General features: G+C 60.9%; 18 protein-coding genes. 14 read left to right on the forward strand and 4 right to left on the reverse strand.

Going from position 1 to position 17795, the window contains the following annotated elements:
* Positions 1 to 100 precede the first annotated feature (100 nt).
* The gene (locus tag JP75_RS02720) at positions 101 to 1471 is read right to left on the reverse strand and encodes a PleD family two-component system response regulator (RefSeq protein WP_035078865.1); all 1371 of its coding nucleotides are present in this window, start codon (positions 1469 to 1471) and stop codon (positions 101 to 103) included.
* Positions 1472 to 1559: 88 nt separating this feature from the next.
* Entirely contained in the window at positions 1560 to 1931 is a 372-nt protein-coding gene (locus JP75_RS02725; protein ID WP_035078868.1) for a response regulator, read from the reverse strand.
* Between the two features lie 123 nt (positions 1932 to 2054).
* Between JP75_RS02725 and JP75_RS02730 the strand changes: the two genes are divergently transcribed.
* The 10 genes from JP75_RS02730 (at position 2055) to JP75_RS02775 (ending at position 10977) form a co-directional block, all read left to right on the forward strand.
* On the forward strand, positions 2055 to 2333 hold the full coding sequence (locus JP75_RS02730) for a DUF3572 family protein (RefSeq protein ID WP_084587436.1): 279 nt from the start codon (positions 2055 to 2057) through the stop codon (positions 2331 to 2333).
* Positions 2334 to 2342: 9 nt separating this feature from the next.
* Positions 2343 to 3671: a DNA polymerase IV gene (locus JP75_RS02735; RefSeq protein WP_084587437.1), complete on the forward strand. Its 1329-nt coding sequence runs from the start codon at positions 2343 to 2345 to the stop codon at positions 3669 to 3671.
* Positions 3668 to 4126: a RidA family protein gene (locus tag JP75_RS02740; protein WP_035078874.1), complete on the forward strand. Its 459-nt coding sequence runs from the start codon at positions 3668 to 3670 to the stop codon at positions 4124 to 4126. Before JP75_RS02735 ends, JP75_RS02740 begins: the two co-directional genes overlap by 4 nt.
* Before the next feature lie 69 nt (positions 4127 to 4195).
* Positions 4196 to 4957, forward strand: a complete 762-nt coding sequence (locus JP75_RS02745; protein WP_035078877.1) for a glycerophosphodiester phosphodiesterase family protein — start codon at positions 4196 to 4198, stop codon at positions 4955 to 4957.
* Positions 4947 to 6122, forward strand: a complete 1176-nt coding sequence (locus tag JP75_RS02750) for a GNAT family N-acetyltransferase (protein WP_051960220.1) — start codon at positions 4947 to 4949, stop codon at positions 6120 to 6122. Before JP75_RS02745 ends, JP75_RS02750 begins: the two co-directional genes overlap by 11 nt.
* A gap of 94 nt (positions 6123 to 6216) precedes the next feature.
* Positions 6217 to 7341 carry a hypothetical protein gene (locus JP75_RS02755; RefSeq protein ID WP_035078880.1) on the forward strand — a complete coding sequence of 375 codons (1125 nt, stop codon included), beginning with the start codon at positions 6217 to 6219 and terminating at the stop codon, positions 7339 to 7341.
* Positions 7342 to 7363: 22 nt separating this feature from the next.
* Positions 7364 to 7780 (forward strand): HIT family protein, encoded by a 417-nt coding sequence (locus JP75_RS02760; protein WP_035078883.1) that lies wholly within the window; start codon positions 7364 to 7366, stop codon positions 7778 to 7780.
* A 96-nt stretch (positions 7781 to 7876) separates the two neighbouring features.
* Complete coding sequence (gene lexA, locus JP75_RS02765; RefSeq protein WP_035078886.1) at positions 7877 to 8584, forward strand: transcriptional repressor LexA; 708 nt, start codon at positions 7877 to 7879, stop codon at positions 8582 to 8584.
* Positions 8584 to 8964 (forward strand): YybH family protein, encoded by a 381-nt coding sequence (locus JP75_RS02770; protein WP_244446239.1) that lies wholly within the window; start codon positions 8584 to 8586, stop codon positions 8962 to 8964. Before lexA ends, JP75_RS02770 begins: the two co-directional genes overlap by 1 nt.
* A 216-nt stretch (positions 8965 to 9180) precedes the next feature.
* The gene (locus JP75_RS02775) at positions 9181 to 10977 is read left to right on the forward strand and encodes a sensor domain-containing diguanylate cyclase (protein WP_035078889.1); all 1797 of its coding nucleotides are present in this window, start codon (positions 9181 to 9183) and stop codon (positions 10975 to 10977) included.
* A 58-nt stretch (positions 10978 to 11035) separates the two neighbouring features.
* On the opposite strand, the gene JP75_RS02780 is transcribed toward JP75_RS02775, so the two are convergent.
* Positions 11036 to 11980, reverse strand: a complete 945-nt coding sequence (locus JP75_RS02780) for an alpha/beta fold hydrolase (protein WP_035078893.1) — start codon at positions 11978 to 11980, stop codon at positions 11036 to 11038.
* A gap of 88 nt (positions 11981 to 12068) precedes the next feature.
* Here JP75_RS02780 and JP75_RS02785 point away from each other — a divergent pair, with 88 nt between their 5' ends.
* Positions 12069 to 12788, forward strand: a complete 720-nt coding sequence (locus tag JP75_RS02785) for a helix-turn-helix transcriptional regulator (protein ID WP_035078896.1) — start codon at positions 12069 to 12071, stop codon at positions 12786 to 12788.
* A 497-nt stretch (positions 12789 to 13285) separates the two neighbouring features.
* Here JP75_RS02785 and JP75_RS02790 read toward each other — a convergent pair whose 3' ends face one another.
* Positions 13286 to 15094: an IlvD/Edd family dehydratase gene (locus tag JP75_RS02790; protein ID WP_035078898.1), complete on the reverse strand. Its 1809-nt coding sequence runs from the start codon at positions 15092 to 15094 to the stop codon at positions 13286 to 13288.
* A gap of 286 nt (positions 15095 to 15380) precedes the next feature.
* On the opposite strand from JP75_RS02790, the gene JP75_RS02795 reads away from it, so the two are divergent.
* From JP75_RS02795 to JP75_RS02805, 3 genes are read left to right on the forward strand one after another with little or no spacing between them, the layout of a single operon-like run.
* Complete coding sequence (locus tag JP75_RS02795; protein WP_035078901.1) at positions 15381 to 16292, forward strand: 2-dehydro-3-deoxygalactonokinase; 912 nt, start codon at positions 15381 to 15383, stop codon at positions 16290 to 16292.
* Between the two features lie 11 nt (positions 16293 to 16303).
* Positions 16304 to 16915, forward strand: coding sequence for a 2-dehydro-3-deoxy-6-phosphogalactonate aldolase (locus tag JP75_RS02800; RefSeq protein WP_035078904.1), 612 nt, complete (start codon positions 16304 to 16306; stop codon positions 16913 to 16915).
* Positions 16912 to 17787: an SMP-30/gluconolactonase/LRE family protein gene (locus JP75_RS02805; protein WP_035078907.1), complete on the forward strand. Its 876-nt coding sequence runs from the start codon at positions 16912 to 16914 to the stop codon at positions 17785 to 17787. The genes JP75_RS02800 and JP75_RS02805 overlap by 4 nt, the downstream gene beginning before the upstream one ends.
* The last annotated feature ends 8 nt before the right edge of the window (positions 17788 to 17795 follow it).

Raw genomic sequence — 17795 nt, forward strand, 5'->3', positions numbered from 1 at the left:
CACCCTACAATGGACCGGAGGAAACTCAAGGAAATCCAGTCAAAAGCGACCGATAACCGTTTGTTAATTATAACAGATAACCCTAACAGGCGGCATTTTATCAAGCCGCGTCGAGGATTACCCGGTTACGTCCCTCACGCTTGGCGCGATAGAGCGCCAAGTCGGCCCGCTTGATCAGGCTTTCCGCAGTATCGGACAAGCTCTCGTTGAACGAGACACCAACGGATACGGTCACCGTAAGCAGCTTCTGACCATTGATTTCAAAGGTCTTTTCGCCGACGGCCTGCCGCACGCGCTCAGCCACCAGCTCGGCATTGCTGACATCGGTATCGGGCATCAGCACCACGAATTCCTCGCCGCCAAACCGGCAAGCCAGATCAACCCCGCGGATATTGCGTTTCATCCGCGCGGAAAATTCCTTGAGCACCACGTCGCCGACGTCGTGGCCATAGGTATCGTTCACTGACTTGAAGTGGTCGATATCAAGGATCATCACCGCCAGGTTGCGTTCCTGCTCCTGGGCCTTGCTCAGCAAGACATTGAGATGTCTGTCGAAATAGCGACGATTGTAGAGGCCGGTAAGGTCGTCCGTCACCGCCATGGCGATGGAATTGTTGACGCTTTCGCGCAGTTCCATTGCATAGCGGTGCCGCCGGACCTGCGTACGCACCCGAGCCTTAAGCTCGTTCCGCTCGATCGGCCGGCTGATGAAATCGTTGACCCCGAGATCAAGCGCGCGCATCACCCGCGGCTTGTCGCCGTCGTCGGCCATCAGGATGATCGGCAGGTGGCGCGAATGGTCCACAGTACGGATTTGCGAAGCCACCCGCAGCGGGTCAAAATCGTTGAGCGACATGCTCACCAGCGCCAATTCATATTGTGCGCCAGACACTTGGAACACCGCATCAGCCGGCTCAAGCAGGATGTCGACCTTGTGTTCCTCGGAGAGGTAGCCCTGGACGCGCTCGGCGTGGCGCTTGTCGGTGTCGATGATCAACACCTTGCCGCCCTGTGCCGAGATCGTGTCCATGGCCCGCATGGCGTCTTCGATCGCCAGTTGCTGACCGGTCAAGGCGCGAGCCCGCAATTCGTCCGTCAGGGACTTCAGCCGCGCCAGACTTTTGACGCGCGCCATGAGCTGCATGTCGTCAACAGGCTTGGTCAGAAAATCGTCCGCACCGGCCTCAAGGCCCTTCACGCGGTCGGAAGGCTGGTCGAGCGCCGTGATCATCAGCACCGGCACGTGATGCGTGCGCGGGTTGGATTTCAGGTGGCGGCAAACCTCAAAACCGTCCATCACCGGCATCATCACATCCAGGAGGATGATGTCGACGTCGGTTCCTTCAAGGATTTCAAGTGCTTCCGGCCCGGAATTGGCGGTGAGAACTTCGAAATATTCGGCGGTGAGCCGCGCTTCGAGCAGCCGAACATTCGTCGGAATGTCGTCGACAATCAGAACGCGCGCCGTCACCGCATATCCCCCAAGCAAACCAATTTATCCCGATGCCGCACCGGCCACCGGGAACGCACCGCCGAACCGCCTGATGCCTCCAGCGACGTCAGGCAGGTCCAATATATTGGGCAATGGTTTCCAGAAAGTGAGACACGGAGATAGGTTTCGAAATGTAACCCTCGCACCCGCCTTGCAAAATCCGCTCCTCGTCGCCCTTCATGGCAAAGGCCGTGACGGCGATGACGGGAATATGGGCGAGCTGCTCGTCGTCCTTGAGCCATTTGGTGACAACAAGGCCCGACACTTCCGGCAATTGGATATCCATGAGGATCAGGTCGGGCATATGCGCCCGCGCCAGATCCAGCGCTTCAAGGCCATTGCGGGTCTGAATGACCCTGTAGCCGCGCGATTCGAGCAGATCGTTGAAGAGCTTCATGTTGAGCTCGTTGTCTTCCACGATCATGACTGTCTTGGACATTGGTCCTCACTTGCGTGCCTGTGGCACCGGCAGTTTCCCCGGTCCCAGCACCACGGCCCTTCGCTTCCCCGTCGCCATGGGGTATCATTCAATCCGTTACAAAACCTCAAATGAGGCCAAGACTTGCCGCTCGCGAAACCGTCATCGTTGGACCTCGAAGAGGTCGCCGGGGCCTGCCTCGGTTACCTTGCCGAAAATCCCGATGAACTGCTGGCTTTCATGCAGCATGCCGGGCTCGATCCGCAATCTCTTCGTTCCGCAATCGGCACGAAGCGGCTGCAAACCGGGCTCGTCGACTATTTTGCCGCAAACGAACCGATTCTGCTCGCCCTCTGCGCGAATACCGGCATGAACCCGGAATCGTTCATGCGCCTCTGGTACAAGCTCAACCCCAACGGATGATCCGACGCGATGGATTGGCTGTGCCGCGACTGCCTCAGTTCCGGAACGGCGGCGGCCGGACCCCGTCGCTGTCCGCAATGCGGCTCGCCCAGAATCCGCAGCCATTCCGAGCTTTTTGCCCTCTCCATAGCCCATGTCGATTGCGACGCCTTTTACGCCTCAGTCGAAAAGCGCGATGACCCGAGCATGCGTGACCGCCCGCTGATCATCGGCGGCGGCGTGCGCGGCGTCGTTTCGACCTGCTGCTATATCGCCCGCCAATCCGGCGTTCGCTCGGCCATGCCCATGTATAAGGCGCGCGAACTCTGCCCCGATGCTGTGATCATCAAGCCCAACATGGCCAAGTACGTGGAGGTCAGCCGCCAGATCCGCCGCCATATGGATACGCTGACGCCGCTCGTCGAACCCCTTTCGATCGACGAAGCCTTCCTCGACCTCACCGGCACCGAGAAAGTCCACAAGGCGCCCCCTGCCCTGACCCTGGCTCGCTTCGCCCGTACCGTCGAGCAAGAGGTGGGCGTCACCATTTCGGTCGGCCTCAGCCACAACAAGTTCCTCGCCAAGGTCGCATCCGACCTCGACAAGCCGCGCGGATTTGCCGTCATCGGCACCGCGGAAACCCTGTCTTTCCTGGCACCCAAGCCGATCAGCCTGATCTTCGGCGTCGGCAAGGTTTTTTCCGAGACGTTGAAGAAGGACGGCTATCACACCATCGGCCAGTTGCAGGACGCTGATCCCATCCAGCTCATGCGTCTCTATGGCGAATCGGGCGCGCGCCTGGCGCGCCTTTCCCGCGGACAGGATAGTCGCCGGGTTTCCATCGATGGCGAGATGAAGACGGTTTCCTCGGAAACCACATTCAACACCGATCTCGCGACACTCGAAGAGCTCTCCACCGAACTGCTCCACTGCTGCGAACGCCTTTCCGAGCGCCTCAAATCCAAGAACATCGTCGGCGACACGGTGACGCTCAAGCTCAAGACAGCAGGATTTAAGTTGCGCACGCGCGCCCGACACCTGATGATGCCGACACAGCTCGCCAATGTGCTCTACGAGGCAGGACTAAACCTCCTGCAGCGCGAGGCCGATGGCACGCCGTTCCGCTTGATCGGCATCGGCATTTCGGGCATCGAAGCGGCCGACGGGTCCGATCCGACGGACCTGCTCGAGCCGCAGGTTGCCCGCAAGGCGGCGGCGGAACGGGCTATGGACCGTGTGCGCACCCGCTTTGGCCGCACTGCCGTCGTCCGCGGCAAACTCTACACCAACCGGGCCGAAGCCAGTTCGGCTCCGGCATCCGAAGAAGAAGCAGAAGACCTGGAAGGCAAGACCAGATGACCGATCCGATCCAAAAGCTCCGCGAATATGGCTACGAACTGCCCGCCCCCAAGGCGCCGGTCGCGAGCTATGTGCCCGTTACCCGCAGCGGCAATCTCCTTTACGTCTCGGGCCAGATTTCGACCGGCGAGAACGGCGTAGTGGGCGGTCGTCTCGGCGACACGATGAATGTGCAGCAGGGTGGCAACGCCGCCGAGCTCGCCATCCTCAACGTGCTCTCGCACATCGTCTATTCCGCCGGTATTCCGCTGCAGGACATCAAGAAAATCCTGAAGCTGACGGTTCTCGTCTGCTCCGACAGCGAATTCACCGAGCAGCATCTCGTCGCCAATGGCGCATCGAACCTGCTGGTCGGCATTCTGGGCGACAAGGGCAAGCATGCCCGCGCCGCTTTCGGCGTCACCTCCCTGCCCTTCGGCGCAGCGGTGGAAATCGACGCTGTCGTCGAAGTCTGACGCCTATCTGTAATTGCACTGTCACGGAGGCGTGCGAACCGGACGCCTCCGATTTCACGGCAGATTGTCATGACCGCACCGCTCTTTCCCCGCCCAGTTGCCCATCGTGGCCTGCACGACCGCGCTAATGGCGTGATCGAAAACAGCGCCAGCGCCTTTGCGGCCGCTATCGCGAGCAATTTCGCTATCGAATGTGATCTGCAGCTCACCAGCGACGGCCATGCGGTCGTCTTCCACGATGAGAAGCTCGAACGCCTCACCGGCGAAACCGGTCTCGTTAGCGACCTTACCCTCGCCGAGATGACGAGCCTGAAACTGCTCGACAGCGCCGCAGGCGATCGCCCGCAGACCTTTGACGCTTTCCTCGAACAGATTTCCGGCCGTGCTCTGCTCCAGGTCGAGCTCAAGCACCAACCGAGCCTCGAGGCCACGCGCCGCCTGGCCACTATCGCCGCCGAAGCGCTTGCCAAATATTCCGGCCCTACCACCGTCGAATCCTTCGATCCGCGCCTCATCACCCTCATCCGCGAATACGGTTTTGCCGGTCCGCGCGGCATCATCACCTATGACTACGAGGGCGAAGACTACCCGCCGGGGATCACCGAGGATGAGCGCTATACGATGCGCCACCTGCTGCACTGGCACGAAACCCAGTTCGACTTCATTTCCTGCGACAAGAGCGCCCTGACCTTGCCCGCGATCACTTTCTGGCGCGCCCTCGGCAAGCCGGTGACCGCCTGGACGATCCGGTCTAAGGTTGAAGCGGAGGCTGCGGCCCCCTACATCGACCAGATCGTGTTCGAAGGGTTCAACCCGGACAGTGTCTCCTAAAGAGCTTTCAGCAACCATCCATCCCTCCACGGCGTCTATATCGGCCGAGCAGTGGAACTCCCTTGTGCCGGGCACCAATGGCGTGCCCGACAATCCCTTCCTCGATCATGCCTTTTTCCTGGCGCTCGAAGAATCGGGCTGCGCCACTGGCCGCACCGGCTGGCAGCCCCAGCACATCCTCATGAAGGACGAGACAGGCAACGCTGTCGGTCTTCTGCCGCTGTTCCTCAAAACCCATTCCATGGGTGAATATGTCTTCGACCACGGCTGGGCCCAGGCGCTGGAGCGCGCCGGCGGGCACTATTATCCCAAGCTTCAGGGTTCCGTGCCTTTCACCCCCGTGACCGCGTCCAAGCTGCTGGTTCCGTCCGACAGCCTGCAGATTCGCGCCGCGCTGCTCTCGACCGCCGAAGAGCTGGCGCGCCAGCGCAATGCCTCCTCGGTGCATCTCACCTTCCTCCCCGACGAAGATGCCGCCACGGCCAATGCGGCGGACTGGCTGAGCCGGGTGGACACCCAGTTTCACTGGCACAACGAGGACTTTCCCAGCTTCGACGCCTTTCTCGAAACCCTCTCGTCGCGAAAGCGCAAGGTCATCCGCCGCGAGCGCCGCGATGCACTGGCCGATGGCATCACCATTCGCTGGCTCCGCGGCGGCGACATCAAAGAGCATCATTGGGATGCCTTCTTCGATTTCTACGAGGACACCGGCTCGCGGAAATGGGGCCAGCCCTATCTCAACCGGAAGTTCTTCTCGCTGCTCGGCCAATACATGGCCGACCGCGTGCTTCTGGTCTTCGCTTATGAGGGCGATGAGCCCATTGCTGGCGCCATCAATTTCATCGGCAAGGACCGACTCTATGGCCGCAATTGGGGCGCTACACGCGAAGTGCCGTTCCTCCATTTCGAGGTCTGCTACTACCAGGCCATCGACTATGCCATCGCCCACGGGCTCAGGGTTGTCGAAGCCGGCGCGCAGGGCGAACATAAGCTGGCGCGCGGCTATACGCCGGTAACGACGCATTCGGCTCACTGGATCGCTCATCCCGGCCTCCGGGATGCCGTAGCCGACTATCTCGAAGCCGAACGCCCCACGGTGGAACGAGAGCAGTCAGTCCTCGAAACCTTCTCGCCCTATCGGCGTGGCGAACGCACCGATCGCTGATCGCGACTAGCGATCGCTTGTCGCGACGCGGCGATCGCTGCATGCGGCGGCAAAGTATCTTTCCCTCCCCGGCGATCGAATCTAAAACCGTTTTATGTTTTGGGACGCTTTCATTTTTTTACTTCAAGCCGGACTGGCCTTCATCGTTTCGACGGCGCTTTTTGACGCGCTTCACTGGCTGCTGCACCGCTGGGAAAATTCGTCCAGTCCCCTGCTCCGGAAATTCTCTTCGTGGCACTGGGTCCACCACAAGTTCCTGGGCCTCGATATGCAGGTCAACCCGGCCTATGTCCGGGCCAATATCTGGTTCCACGTCCTGCCCGAATACATCACCGCAATGGTCGGCACGCTGTTGTTCCTGCTCATCTTTCCCTGGCCGCCGATTGCCCTCGTGGCCGTGGTGCGGACGATCATGCTGGGCCTGACGCTGCGGGAAGAAGGGCTGGATTTCAACCACATGTCGATGAACCGCGTGGGAGGCCAGCAAGGCCTTCTCTGGGTAAACAACAATTACCACGCGATGCATCACGTTTATCCGCACAACTTCTTCTCCTCCTTCACCAATGTCTTCGACCTCGTCGCGGGCACGACCTGTCAGATCGAAGGCCGGCGCTTTCTCGTCACCGGTTCCGGCGGCGCGTTTGGCTCCGCCATGGTCAAGGCTCTCCAAAAGCGCGGCGCCATTGTCGAAGTCGCCAAGTCAGGCGTCGATTTTTCTGCCGGCAACTATGCGGGGATGGAAGAAAAGCTCGCGCGCGCCGATGTCCTCGTGCTCTCCCACGGCGCCAGGACGGAAGATTGCTGGAACGCCAATTACGTCACTTTTCGCAATCTCATCGAGCGGTTCACCGCCATCGGTCAGGGTCGACTGACACCACCCGAGGTCTGGGCACTTGGCTCGGAAGTCGAGTTTCACGGCGATATGGGCCTAGATGAGCTCAAGGATTATTCCAGCTCCAAGCGCGCCTTCGCCGCGCGCGCCCGCCACTATTATCGCTCCGACGATCTCATCTACCGCCACATCGTGCCCTCATCCTTTACCTCCGCCATGGGCAAGGGCGCGATGTCGGCGGAAACGGCAGTCAACATCGCGCTGTTCCTCATCACGCGCGGCATAAAATATGTTCCGGTGACATTGACGGGCCTTGCCGTTCTCAACTTCTTCCGCTTCCGCTATGCCAACAATGCTGGCGACGAAGCGCTTTCGCCGGCCGAATGACTGCAAGGAGCCGAGGGGCCAGATGAGCTACGATCCAACCAATATCTTCGCCAAAATTCTCAGAGGCGAACTGCCTTGCCACAAGGTCTACGAAGACGATACAGCCCTGGTAATGATGGACATTTTCCCTCAGTCGAAGGGACACACGCTGGTCATCCCCAAGGCCGCATCGCGTAACCTTCTCGATGCCGATCCCGCGGCCCTGGCGGCGGTAATCCCCCTCGTGCAGCGCGTCGCGCGGGCCGTCCAGGCTGTGACCAAAGCCGACGGCCTGCGCCTCGCCCAGTTCAACGAAGCCCCGGCCGGCCAGACCGTCTTTCACCTGCACTTTCACATCATTCCCGCCTATGAAGGCGTCGCACTTGGCGCCCACGCGACCGGTCGCGCAGACGATAGTGAACTGGCCCAACTGGCCAAGGACATCGCCGCAGCCCTCTAGCAGCCCGAAAACACCAAAATCCCAAGACTCTTGCGGAACATAGGTGGAACACATATAGTCGTTCCGTCTATGTTCCGATTCTGGGGTAGCCGGGCAATGCTGACGCGCAAACAACACGAACTTCTCATGTTCATTCATGAACGCATGAAGGAAAGCGGCATTCCGCCGTCCTTCGACGAAATGAAGGACGCGCTCGATCTCGCCTCCAAGTCCGGCATTCACCGGCTGATCACCGCGCTCGAGGAGCGTGGCTTCATCCGCCGCCTGCCCAACCGAGCCCGCGCGCTGGAAGTGGTAAAGCTCCCCGACTCGATGAACCCATCGCTTGGCGGCCGCAAGGCACGCTTCGAACCCGCCGTCATCGAAGGCAATCTGGGCAAGGTCGCCTCGCCCCCCGCGCGCAGCACCGACGACTATGCCCGCCCGATTTCGATTCCGGTCATGGGCCGCATCGCCGCTGGTACGCCGATCGAGGCGATCCAGAGCCATTCCCATACCATCGCCGTTCCCCCGGAAATGCTCGGCGCTGGTGAACACTATGCGCTCGAAGTGCGCGGCGATTCGATGATCGAGGCCGGCATTTTTGACGGCGATACCGTGCTCATCAAGAAGCAGGACACGGCGTCCACGGGCGAGATCATCGTCGCGTTGGTTGATGATGAAGAAGCGACCCTCAAGCGCTTGCGCCGCAAGGGCAATACGGTCGCCCTCGAAGCCGCCAATCCCGCCTATGAAACCCGTATCTTCCCGCCGGACCGCGTAAAAGTTCAGGGTCGGCTCGTCGGTCTCCTGCGGAAATATTGATGAGCGAGGCCGCCACGCCTGAAGCGGTGATGGCGGCTTATGCCGAGCTGATCAATCGACACGATTTTGCGCTGCTGATCCCGCTGATCGATCCCAAAGCCAGTTTCTGGTTCAGCTCCGGCACTTACGAGGGCCATGAAGCGACGCGCGACGCCTTCGAGCGCACCTGGCAGCGTCTTGCCAACGAGACCTATTGGCTCGAAGACCTTCGCTGGATTGCCAGGAGTGCTGAAGCTGCCAGTTGCATTTACCGCTTCCACTGGCGTGCGACCATCGAGGGCCAAGTTGTAGAAGGCAAAGGCCGCGGAACGACGGTTCTCGCCAGGGGAGAGAGCGGCTGGCATATTGTGCATGAGCACCTGAGCGCTTTCCCGGAATGAACGAAAGCGCTCTATGCGGCTACGTTGCGCAATTGGGAGTAGTGCCGCGGCGGGCGTCGCATCCACCGCCGCGACGAGCATGCACGCGTCTGCCAGTGAGCCTATTGCTTCTAAATGTCGCGAGGCGAACTAAATAGCAAAATTTAAGCCGATTTTTAGCGCCGTCGCGCATCCTTTGGCCTGACTCTTGGCTGTCTAGTTGGACCGAGGACCGCGATGCGCATCAGCACGATCACCAATTGGGCCTATGCCTTGACTGTGGGACTGACCTTGTTGTCAGGCGGCTCCTTCATCATTGCAACGCATTACGCGGATCGCGAGCGCGATGCCCTTGATATCGCATGGAAGATCGATGAAGGCGTCGAAGTGCTGGCCCGGGCAGCCGAGCTAACCACTGAAGACGCTCGGCTTTTCGTTTTCACGGGCGAGCAGCGCTATCTGGAGGCGTTTCAGACGGCTCTTGCGGAAGAGCGGGAACGGGAACGCGCCATCCGCGTGCTGAGGGAAAAGGGGCTGCCCGAAGAGGAGGTGGCGGCGCTTCGAGCGGTCGAAGCGAATGCCGAAATTCTGGATGCGATCGAGGAACAGGCAGTCGCAGACTTCGCCAATGGCGCCGAGAATCAGGCCAAAGCGGCTCTTTTTTCTCCCGAGCACGAGGAGGCCCAGCTCGGCCTCCTGAACAGCGTTAGCCATTTTGTCGATCTCGTCGCGCTGCGAACCCGCGGGGAAGTGGAACAGGCAAGCGCACAGGCAGAGCTTTGGGGCACGATCGCCAAGTCGATGCTCGCGCTGACGGCCCTGGTGTTCCTCTGCGTGCTCTATTTCGTCCTGACACGACGCGTGACCCGGCCTTTGCTGCGCATGAGCGATGTCGTGCAGCGCCTCGCCCGGCAAGACTATGATGTTCAGCTTCTCTCGGATGGGCGTCGCGACGAAATTGGCGACATGAATGAGGCCATCCAGATATTTCGCGACAACGGCCTCGAGCGAGAGCGCCTCGATGCCGAGCGCCGCAAGGATCAGCAGACCAAGGATCAAATCCTTCAATTGATGCATCGGCTCCAGGCCTGCCGCCAGGAAGGAGAGCTGGCGCCCGTGGTGGCCTTGTTTGCTTCGCAGCTCTTTCCAGATCTGTCGGGCCATCTCTTCATCATGAACACCGGTCGGACGGCGCTGGTCGCCAAAAGCAGTTGGGGCACTCCTACCCTGTCGGGCGAGGAGTTTCCCGCCCTCGAATGCTGGGGCATTCGAAGAGGCCGTGCGCATCTCAGCGACGCGACAAATAGCGACGTCCGGTGCCTTCACCTTAGGGAACAAGAGTCGAGTTCCGCTCTTTGCGTCCCGCTCTCCGCTCGCGGAGACACTGTCGGAGCCCTCTATTTCGAAGAGGCCGAAGGTGGCGCCGCCCTGGACAATGCCCGAACATATGTCGAGCTGATCGCGGAGAATTTAGCTTTGGCGATTGCCAATCTGCAACTGCGGGATCGACTTGCCAATCTCGCTGTGAGGGACCCGCTGACAGGCCTGCTCAATCGGCGCTCGCTCGACGAAAATCTGGCGGATCTGATGCAGGAAGACAGGGACGATCCCACAGCCCTGATGATGATCGACATCGACCATTTCAAGCGCTTCAACGATCAATTTGGGCATGACGCCGGCGACTTCGTCATGAGCCAGGTTGCCACCATCATCACCAATGTCGCCGGGCATGGTGGAATAGCGCATCGCTATGGCGGCGAAGAGTTCGCCGTCATATTTCGCGAACACGACGGCGCCGCGGCGCTGCAGAAGGCGGAAGCCATCAGGCACGCCATCGAAACTGCGCCGATCGACTACCAAGGGCAGCCACTGGGAACCGTGACAGTTTCGGTCGGCGTGGCCACGACGGAAGACAACCGGCCCAAAGCGACACTGATGCAGCGGGCCGATGCGGCGCTTCTGCAGGCCAAGTCCAGCGGCCGAAATGTGGTCGTCTGCGATTGGTCTGGTCGCGCAAACAGGCGTCTTGCATAGCGAAGCTTTGCCCCCCGGCCGGGCCGGAGGGCATGCTTCGCGCTGCGTGCTCCGGGGACTAAGAGGCGTTCTGCCGCCCCAACCAGCCGAGAATGGCCTTATTTGTCTCTTCCGGCTTTTCCTGCTGGATCCAGTGGCCGCAATCGAGCGTGATCACGTCCACATTCGGAACGAAGGTGGCAAGCCTGGCGGAAGGTGGAATCAGGTCGCGCGCGCCATAGATCATGAGTGCCGGCTGCCGGATGATGGGGTCAGCATCCGCCAGCAAGTGCCAGTTCCGGTCGAGGTTCCGGTACCAATTGATACTGGCCGTGAACCCGGTCTTTTCGAAGGAGGAGACAAAAATGGCCAACTCGCTGTCGCTCATCACCGGCCCGCCGAGCGGCGCTTCTGCCTTGGCGAGATTGATCATGACCATCCCCGGTTCGGGCTCCTTGAGGGGCTCGTTTTTCCGGTAGAGGTTGCGAAGGAAGCGGGACGTATTCTCGTCCAGAATGGCATCCGCCACGCCCGGCTGCCGATTGAAATGCACGAAATAATGGTCGCCGCCAAATATCTGCTCCAGGAACTCGATCCAGGGTTGTTCCCCGCGCTCCTGATACGGCAGGCTCAGATTGATGATTTTGTTGACGCGGTTGGGGTGAAGCAAGGCCAGGCCCCAGACAACCATCGCGCCCCAGTCGTGGCCGACAAAGGTGGCGTCGTCGTAGCCAAAGTGATCCAGAAGCGCGACGAGATCACCCGACAGATGTTCAATGTCATAGGCAGTGACGTCGTCTGGGCGAGACGAGTTGCCATAGCCGCGCTGGTTCGGAACGATGACGTGGTAGCCCGCGGCGGCAAGGACCGGCATCTGACTGTGCCAGGCAAAGGCATGCTCCGGCCATCCATGACAGAGCACGATGGGGTTTCCCTTGTTTTCCCGCCCTGCCTCAAAGACTTCGAGGTCCACGCCATTGACTGAAATATGGGTGGGTTCGGGAAAATCGATCATATTGAGCATTGGTCATTCACCGTGCTGGTTGTTTACGACCGCTGCCTAAAAGTGAATGGTGCCAAAATTTGACGCCATTGAATGACACCGTCTCCCCATGAAAGCCCGTCTCCGACAAGACGCCATCGTGCGCAGCCTTCGCCGAAACGGCACTTCGACAATCGCGGACCTGGCAGAAAAGGTCGGTGCCTCGAGGCGCACCGTATTGCGTGATATCGGCGCGCTGCGCGACGAGGGATTCGTGATCCATTCAGAGCCCGGGCGCGGCGGCGGTCTGCAGCTTGACCCGCAGTCGGTTCAGACCACAGCGCGGCTATCGGTCGCCGAGGTCTTTGCTCTCCTCATCAGCGTCGCGTCCATGCGCGCGGCGGGAAACCTGCCATTTTCTGATCTCGCCGATGCCGGGCTTGCCAAGATCGAAGCGGCCCTGCCGTCCGACAAATTGCGCGACTTGCGCCGATTTCTCGACTGCTTGCATGTCGGGCAACTTGCGCCGCAAGTGGACATCTCGGACCTGCGGGCAATGGACCCTACGCTGCTGCCGGCGTTCGAAGCGGCTTTTCTCCAGCGGCGCCGCCTGCGCTTCCAATATCGCGACTCGAAAGGGGCGATCACCCACCGCAATGTTGAGCCGCAGGCCATGCTGATCCTGCCACCCCTTTGGTATTTGGTGGCATGGGACCCGGCGCGCGAGGCCTTCCGCCATTTTCGCATGGACCGGATCAGCGCGCCTGAAATAGACGACAGCGCAACGTTTCAAAGGCGTCATGTTCCCTTCGAGGATCACGTCCGGCCGGTTCGTGATCTGTCTCGTTGAACTCGGCACGTAGGCATATTCCCAAGTCCAAAACTCTCCCCGCGATCCGCTACCGCCAACGTCCCGCCGGCCAATGCCTTTCGCGGTCACCGCCAAACTTATCCCCGGGCCCTGCCCGCCGTGCCACTATCGCCCCGTTCCCACCGCAACACGCGGTACCGACGAAGTGCCGGGCGGGAAGACGGGCTGCTTGAGGTCGCTCAGGCGGATGCGTGGATGCCGACCACCGGTCAAGCGGCAGTGAGCCCCCGTTGCATCTTTGGATGCTTCCGACGGCAAGCTGGACCGTAAAACTCCAAAAGAGGGCCGCTCGAGGCGTGCGCAAAAAATCCCGATCGTGGGAAGCGGCTTTCGCCTCTTCTGTTTTACCAATTCTCTGGGCGAAAGCCGCTTTTCACCGTGTGCCCGAAGGGCGCCGGGACCGCACCGCCAACAAAAAGGCCGGGCGGCACTTGGTGCTGCCCGGCCTTTGGTCAAAGCGTGGTTACACCTCAAGCTTAGTGGTTATCGCGTGGCAGCCCTTCGGTCTGGGCGATGCGCTGATACTTTTCGGCAGGCTTGAGGATGGCGCCGTCGCCGAGCTGGCCGACGATGCCGCGCTGGATTTCCTGCCACGGCGTCTGGTGCTTGGGGAACTTGTAGCCGCCAGCGGCCTCAAGGGCAGCGCGACGGGTCGCGATTTCCTCGGCCGAGATCAGGATGTTGGCCTCGCCCTTGTTGAGATCGATGCGCACGCGGTCACCGGTCTTGAGGATGGCAAGATTGCCGCCGGCAGCGGCTTCCGGCGACGCATTGAGGATCGATGGGGACCCCGAAGTGCCCGACTGGCGGCCGTCACCGATACAGGCGAGCGAAGAGATGCCCTTCTTGATGAGATAGGCCGGCGGACGCATGTTGACCACTTCGGCAGCGCCCGGATAGCCGATCGGGCCGGCGCCGCGCATGAAGAGCAGCGTGTGTTCGTCGATGTCGAGCGAGGGATCGTCGATGCGGTGGTGGTAGTCTTCCGGACCATCGAAAACCACCGCCTTGCCTTCGAACATGCCGGGATGTTCCGGGTTGTTCAGGTAGCGTTCGCGGAACTCGGTCGAGATCACGCTGGTCTTCATGATGGCGGTATCGAAGAGATTGCCACGCAGCACGAGGAAGCCGGCATCGACCTTGAGCGGGTTGTCGAAGTGGCGGATGACCTTGTCGTCCTGGATCGTCGTATTACGGCAGTTCTCGCCAATGGTCTTGCCGTTGACGGTCGGTGCATTCTCGCGAATGAGGCCCTGGCTCATCAACTCGTTGACCACCGCCGGCACGCCGCCCGCGTGATAGTAGTCCTCGCCAAGATATTCACCGGCCGGCTGCAGGTTGACCAAGAGCGGCACCTTGTGGCCGTAGGTCTGGAAATCCTGCAGTTCCAGTTCCACGCCGATGTGCTTCGCAATGGCCTGGATATGGATCGGCGCATTGGTCGAGCCACCGATCGCCGAATTGACGACGATGGTGTTGATAAAGTTGTCCTTGGTGAGAATGTCCGAGGGCTTGAGGTCTTCGTGCACCATGTCGACGATGCGCTTGCCAGTGCGATAGGCCATTTCCTGGCGATCGCGATAGGGCGCCGGAATGGCGGCGGAACCCGGAAGCTGCATACCAAGCGACTCGGCCAGCGAATTCATCGTCGTCGCTGTGCCCATGGTGTTGCAGAAACCCGTCGACGGAGCAGACGAAGCGACGAGCTCGATAAACTGCGCATAGTCGATTTCGCCGGCCGCCATCATCTGGCGGGCCTTCCAGACGATCGTGCCCGAGCCGGTACGTTCGCCCTTGTGCCAGCCATTGAGCATCGGGCCGACCGAGAGAGCAATCGCCGGAATGTTCACGGTTGCCGCGCCCATCAGCATGGCCGGAGTGGTCTTGTCGCAGCCGATGGTCAGCACCACGCCATCAAGCGGGTAGCCATAGAGCACTTCGACGAGGCCGAGATAGGCAAGGTTGCGGTCAAGGCCGGCGGTCGGGCGCTTGCCGGTCTCCTGGATCGGATGGACCGGGAATTCGATGGCAATGCCGCCGGCTTCACGAATGCCCTCACGCACGCGTTCGGCCAGGACGATATGGTGACGATTGCAGGGACTGAGGTCGGAGCCGGTCTGCGCAATGCCGATGATCGGCTTGTTGGATTGCAGCTCTTCACGCGACACGCCGAAATTCATGTAGCGCTCGAGATAGAGCGCGGTCATGTCCGGGTTTTCGGGATTATCGAACCATGCACGCGAGCGCAGCTTCTTTTCGGCACCGGCGCCATTGTCAGTCGTCATCGTCAAATTCCTTTTCCGTCCGCCGCAGCGAACCGTGGGGCCTTGGTTGACCCCGTTCTATCACGGCGAACGCCGGTGTGAACGGCTTCAAACGAAAAAATCATACAATTGATTGCATGGATGCAACAGACCCCAGATGTGCCGAAACGCTCAGAAAATCTTACCGATGGAGGGGATCATCACCCGACGCTCGGGTAGCGCGTGCAGCGGAACGCCCTATTCAGAGCACGCGAAGCCCATTAGGGTCGCGCCGCATTCTGAAAGCGTTCGTCGAGGAGACTTTGGGTTGAGCGAATCTGTTGCGTGGATTGCTGTCGATTGGGGCACATCCAATCTCAGGGGCTGGACAATTGATGGGCAAGGAAACGTCCTCGCTTCCCGCAGTTCGCCCAAGGGGATGGGCAAGCTCGCCCGCGAAGAATTTCCTGCGGCACTGGCCGAACTCCTCTCCGGTGTCGACCTCACCGGCCCCACCGACGTTCTCGTCTGCGGCATGGCCGGCGCCCGTCAGGGCTGGCTCGAAGCGCCCTATCTCGAAGCGCCGACCGACCTGCGCGGCCTCCTCAAGGGCGCCGTTCACCCCGATAGCGGTTCGGACAAGCTGAAAGTGTCGATCCTGCCCGGCGTCTGCCAGAAGCAGGGTGCCGACAATGTCATGCGCGGCGAGGAAACCCAGCTTCTCGGCCTCGCCAGCACCCTGCCCGGTTATTCCGGTCTCGTCTGCATGCCCGGCACGCATTCGAAATGGGCACTGCTCGACGGCACCAAGATCGAGCATTTTACGACGGCCATGACCGGCGAGATGTTCGAGATTCTTTCCACGCATTCGGTGCTGCGCCATTCGCTCGGGGGCGACCTCGATACGCCTGAGCGCGCCGAAGGATTCGGCGCAGGCGCCAGGGATGGGCTTGAGCATCCCGCCGACCTTCTCGGCCAATTGTTCCGCGTCCGTGCCAGTGCCCTTGTCTCGGGCCGCCAGCCAGCCTGGTGCGCCGGCTATCTCTCGGGCCTGCTCATCGGCACCGAAATATCAGCCAATCGCCACCAGATAGGTAACGAACCCGTTCCACTGATCGGATCGCATGTGCTCTGCGCCCTCTATGGCCAGGTGCTGGAAATGGCCGGCGCTGCCGGCCGCCCCGTCGATGCTACTGCTGTCGTATTGGCCGGCCTCAAGGCCGCCCGCGACGCCGCCTAAGGAAACACGCCATGTCCCATCGCCACATCATCGCCATCCTGCGTGGCATCACCAATGACGAGGCCGTTCCGGTCTGCACGGCTCTCGTCGAAGCCGGCATCACGCTCATCGAAGTGCCGCTGAATTCGCCTAATGCGCTCGAAAGCATTTCGCGCGCTGTCAAGGCGCTGTCCGACCGTGCCGAGATCGGCGCCGGCACCGTTCTGACCGAGGAAAACGTGCGCGCCGTCGCTGCCGCCGGCGGCACTTTCATTGTCTCGCCCGATACCAATGCAGCCGTTATCGCCGAGACGGTGAAGCTCGGCCTCAAATCCTATCCGGGCGTGTTCTCGCCCAGCGATGCCTTCACGGCGATCCGCACTGGCGCGACCGGGCTGAAATTCTTCCCGGCAGAAGTGCTGGGTTCCAAGGGCATCAAGGCTATGAAAGCGGTGCTCCCGCCTGACCTCCCGCTCTATGCCGTCGGCGGGGCCAATCCCGACAATTTCGACGAGTTCTTCGCCGTCGGCTGCGCCGGCTTCGGCCTTGGCACCTACATTTACAAGCCGGGCATGAGCGTCACCGAAGTCGCCGAGCGCGCGGCCACCGCTGTTGCTGCCTATGACAAGGGAGCAAAGGCATGACCGATACGGCGCGTCTTCTGATCGACAGCAAATGCGAATTGGGCGAAGGCCCGATCTGGCATGCCGAGCGCCAGCAGCTCTTCTGGTTCGACATCAACGAGCAATCGCTGTTTGCCGCCAATGCGGATGGCGAAATCGAGGAAAGCTGGCTCTTCAACGAGACGGTTGCGGCCGCAGCGATCATTGACCGGGACCGGCTGGCCATCGCCAGCGAAAACGGCCTGATCGAGTTTGACCTGCGCGTCGGCGGCATGAACCGGCTGCTCGATATCGAGCGTGAAATTCCGACCAACCGCACCAATGACAGCCGCGTTCATCCGTCAGGCGCGTTCTGGATCGGTACGATGGTCAAGGAAGAAGGCCCGAAGGACGGCTCGGTCTACCACTATCGTGCTGGCGAGCTGACAAAGATCATCGAGAACGTCGCCATTCCCAATGCGACCTGTTTCTCGCCGGACGGCCGGATCGCCTATTTCACCGATACGCCGACCAAGAAAATCCTGAAATGCGCGACCGATCCCGAGACCGGGCTGCCGGTCGGCGAGTGGGAACTGTTTGCCGACGTATCGGACCACCGCGGCTGGCCCGACGGCGCCGTGGTCGATAGCGAAGGCTATCTCTGGAACGCTCGATGGGGCGGTAGCTGCGTCGTCCGCCATGCGCCCGACGGCTCGATCGATCGTGTCGTGGAAGTTCCCGTCAGCCAGGTTACCTGCCCCGCCTTTGGCGGCAAGGACCTCAAGACGCTGTTCATCACCACCGCCGCCAAGACGCTGACGGCCGGACAGCTCGCCGCAGAAAAAGTGGCCGGTGGCGTCTTTGCCATTGAGGTCGACGTTCCCGGCCTTCCTGAAACTCCCATAAAGCTCTGAGACTACAA

It is taken from the genome of Devosia riboflavina, from assembly GCF_000743575.1.
Lineage (GTDB): Bacteria > Pseudomonadota > Alphaproteobacteria > Rhizobiales > Devosiaceae > Devosia > Devosia riboflavina.

Coding starts and splice junctions, on each gene's coding strand:
- JP75_RS02725 (WP_035078868.1), bottom strand. CDS start 1,931: ATGTCCAAGACAGTCATGATCGTGGAAGACAACGAGCTCAACATGAAG.
- JP75_RS02735 (WP_084587437.1), top strand. CDS start 2,343: ATGGATTGGCTGTGCCGCGACTGCCTCAGTTCCGGAACGGCGGCGGCC.
- JP75_RS02740 (WP_035078874.1), top strand. CDS start 3,668: ATGACCGATCCGATCCAAAAGCTCCGCGAATATGGCTACGAACTGCCC.
- JP75_RS02745 (WP_035078877.1), top strand. CDS start 4,196: ATGACCGCACCGCTCTTTCCCCGCCCAGTTGCCCATCGTGGCCTGCAC.
- JP75_RS02755 (WP_035078880.1), top strand. CDS start 6,217: ATGTTTTGGGACGCTTTCATTTTTTTACTTCAAGCCGGACTGGCCTTC.
- JP75_RS02760 (WP_035078883.1), top strand. CDS start 7,364: ATGAGCTACGATCCAACCAATATCTTCGCCAAAATTCTCAGAGGCGAA.
- lexA (WP_035078886.1), top strand. CDS start 7,877: ATGCTGACGCGCAAACAACACGAACTTCTCATGTTCATTCATGAACGC.
- JP75_RS02770 (WP_244446239.1), top strand. CDS start 8,584: ATGAGCGAGGCCGCCACGCCTGAAGCGGTGATGGCGGCTTATGCCGAG.
- JP75_RS02775 (WP_035078889.1), top strand. CDS start 9,181: ATGCGCATCAGCACGATCACCAATTGGGCCTATGCCTTGACTGTGGGA.
- JP75_RS02780 (WP_035078893.1), bottom strand. CDS start 11,980: ATGCTCAATATGATCGATTTTCCCGAACCCACCCATATTTCAGTCAAT.
- JP75_RS02785 (WP_035078896.1), top strand. CDS start 12,069: ATGAAAGCCCGTCTCCGACAAGACGCCATCGTGCGCAGCCTTCGCCGA.
- JP75_RS02790 (WP_035078898.1), bottom strand. CDS start 15,094: ATGACGACTGACAATGGCGCCGGTGCCGAAAAGAAGCTGCGCTCGCGT.
- JP75_RS02800 (WP_035078904.1), top strand. CDS start 16,304: ATGTCCCATCGCCACATCATCGCCATCCTGCGTGGCATCACCAATGAC.
- JP75_RS02805 (WP_035078907.1), top strand. CDS start 16,912: ATGACCGATACGGCGCGTCTTCTGATCGACAGCAAATGCGAATTGGGC.